Here is a 2,662-nt window from a genome sequence, read left to right as displayed (position 1 = left end):
ACAAGAGGTTCTTCGGCGACATCGCCAAATGGGTAGTCGAGATCGACGACGCCTCGCGCATCCCAGAATTCGTCACCCGCGCCTTCGCCGTGGCGACATCGGGCCGTCCCGGCCCGGTGGTGATCTCGCTGCCCGAAGACATGCTGACCAGTGTCGTCGAGGCGCCCGTCGCCTTGCCGCACACACCGGTGGAAACACGGGCCGGCGAAGCGGAACTCGATGCGCTGGAAAAGCTGCTGGCTAAGTCCAAGCGGCCTTTCGTCATCCTTGGAGGCACGCGCTGGGACGCCGAGGCGGTTGCACAAATGCGCACGATCGCCGAGGCCTGGTCGCTGCCGGTCGGCTGTTCCTTCCGCCGCCAGATGCTGTTCGATCATCTGCATCCGAACTATGCCGGCGATGTCGGCATAGGCATCAACCCGAAGCTGGCCACAGCGATCAAGCAGGCCGACCTCGTGCTGCTGATCGGCGGCCGCATGGGCGAAATGCCCTCCTCGGACTACACGCTGCTGAAAAGCCCCTACCCGGCCCAGACACTGGTCCATGTCCATGCCGATTCCGGCGAGCTCGGCCGCGTTTACAGGCCGGCATTGGCGATCAACGCCTCGCCGTCCGCCTTCGTCGACGCTTTCGCCAAACGCAAGCCGGCCTCCGCACCCGTCTGGGCAGCCGAGACGCCAAAGCTGCATGCCGCCTATCTCGACTGGTCGACACCACCCGAAAGCGGCCCCGGCCCGGTCCAGATGGGCCCGATCATGAACTATCTCGAAAAGATGCTGCCCGACGACGCCATTCTCACCAACGGCGCAGGCAATTACGCCAGCTGGGTGCATCGCTTCCATCGCTTCCGCCGCTTCGCCACTCAAGGTGCGCCGACGTCAGGCTCGATGGGCTATGGCACGCCTGCGGCAGTCGCCGCCAAAGAGCTGTTTCCAGAGCGCACCGTGGTCGCTTTCGCCGGCGACGGCTGCTTCCTGATGAACGGGCAGGAATTCGCCACTGCCGTGCAATACGATCTGCCGATCGTCGTCGTCGTCGTCAACAACGGTATCTACGGCACCATCCGCATGCATCAGGAGCGCGAATATCCCGGCCGCGTGGTGGCCACCGACCTCAAGAACCCCGATTTCGCGGCTCTCGCCCGCGCCTATGGCGGCCATGGCGAAACGGTTGAGAAGACGGCGGACTTCGCCCCGGCCTTCGAACGCGCCCGCGCCAGCGGCAAGCCGGCGATCGTCGAGATCAGGCTCGACCCCGAAGCGATCACCCCGACCCGGACGATGACCCAGATCCGCGACAAGGTTTGAGAGCCGACCGGGGCAAGTCGAGTTCCTTCACGCCCCCTCTGCCCTGCCGGGCATCTCCCCCCTCAAGGGGGGAGATTGGCAGTTTCGTCGTCTCGCCCTTCTTCCAACACTGGCGATTGGCGAAACCCGAAGTACATTCGATCTCCCCCCTTGAGGGGGAGATGTCCGGCAGGACAGAGGGGGGCGCTGTCCCGCCAACCTTCAACGGTCAGCTACTTCGCCTTCTCGATCTGGCCGCGGACCTCCCCATTCGGGTTCGCTTTGGTGTGGACGTTGACGTAATACTTGCCGGCCTCAAGGTCAGCCGCCTGGGCATCAGTGAGCGTCTCCGACCCCTTGATCGGGCTCTTGAGTTTTTTGAACGGGATGACAGGGTCGGCGTTTTCACCCATCGCCGCAGGGCCATGGATATGCGCGGCCGTCGCCGGTCCGCTGAGGCCGGAATATTTGACGTTCCAGTTGAGCTTCTTCTTGGTCGTGTCGAAGGTGAAAGTGGCCGTGCCCTTACCCTTCGTGGTGACGGGCGGGCTCTGCTGGCTGCCGTCTAGTGTCGCCTTGAACTTTTCCATGGCTGCCAGGGCCGGCGATGCGAACAGGAAAGCGGTCGAAATGGCCAGCGCCGACAGCGCCGGTAAGAAGGATTGGGTGCGCATGAAGAACCTCCGATTGACTGTGCACGCGTCGCGGCTCCCCGGCGCGCGCATGCGCCAACGGAACGGCCTGGCGGCACAATGTATCCAACCACACGTTTTTGTGATGACGTATAGAGATCCTAGGGGCCGTCCTGTCCGGCTTTAGCGATAGCGGTCAGACCGCCGCCAGCGCCTGCGTCAGGTCGGCGATCAGATCGTCCGGATGCTCGACGCCGATCGACAGCCTGACCGTGGTCTCCAGCACGCCGATGCGCTGGCGCACCTCGAAGGGAATGCCCGAATGGGTCATGGCCGCGGGGTGACTGGCCAGCGATTCCGTTCCGCCGAGGCTCACCGCCAGCTTGAAGATCTGCAATCCGTTGAGGAAGGCGAAAGCCGCCTTCTCCCCGCCCTTGATGTCGAAGGAGAAGGTTGATCCGGCGCCGCTGCATTGCGCCCTGTAGGCGCGGCCGGCCGGCGTATTCTCGCCCAGAAACGGCAGGTAGTGCACCTTGTCGACCTTGGCGTGGTCGCGCAGGAATTCGGCGATCAGGCGAGCATTGTCGTTGGCCCGCTCCATGCGGATCGACAGCGTCTCCAGCGAGCGGCCGAGCATCCAGCAGGAATGCGGGTCGAGCTGCGTGCCGATCGCGCCGCGCAGCGCCTTGATCGGCTTGGTGATAGCCTTGCTGCCCATGGCGGCACCTGCGATCAGGTCGGAAT

General features: G+C 64.1%; 3 protein-coding genes. 1 reads left to right on the top strand and 2 read right to left on the bottom strand.

Annotated elements, in window-relative coordinates; translation table 11 throughout:
• A partial coding sequence (locus EN914_RS31345) for a thiamine pyrophosphate-dependent enzyme (RefSeq protein ID WP_127389501.1) occupies positions 1–1,307 on the top strand: 1,307 nt, incomplete at its 5' end.
• A 212-nt stretch (positions 1,308–1,519) separates the two neighbouring features.
• Here the strand turns inward: EN914_RS31345 and EN914_RS31335 are convergent.
• Together EN914_RS31335 and EN914_RS31330 are read right to left on the bottom strand one after the other, a co-directional pair.
• Positions 1,520–1,960 (bottom strand): CHRD domain-containing protein, encoded by a 441-nt coding sequence (locus EN914_RS31335; RefSeq protein WP_013530918.1) that lies wholly within the window; start codon positions 1,958–1,960, stop codon positions 1,520–1,522.
• Between the two features lie 154 nt (positions 1,961–2,114).
• The coding region (locus tag EN914_RS31330; RefSeq protein ID WP_206527286.1) for a PLP-dependent transferase at positions 2,115–2,662 on the bottom strand (548 nt) is incomplete at its 5' end.

It is taken from the genome of Mesorhizobium sp. M7A.F.Ca.CA.001.08.2.1 (genome assembly GCF_003998455.1).
Lineage (GTDB): Bacteria > Pseudomonadota > Alphaproteobacteria > Rhizobiales > Rhizobiaceae > Mesorhizobium > Mesorhizobium ciceri.
Note: the sequence above shows the minus strand (reverse complement) of the source record. Positions and strands in the feature narration are given on the sequence as shown.

Bases quoted from the DNA above. Each gene is read 5' to 3' on its own strand.
- EN914_RS31335 (WP_013530918.1), bottom strand. From the start codon at position 1,960: ATGCGCACCCAATCCTTCTTACCGGCGCTGTCGGCGCTGGCCATTTCG.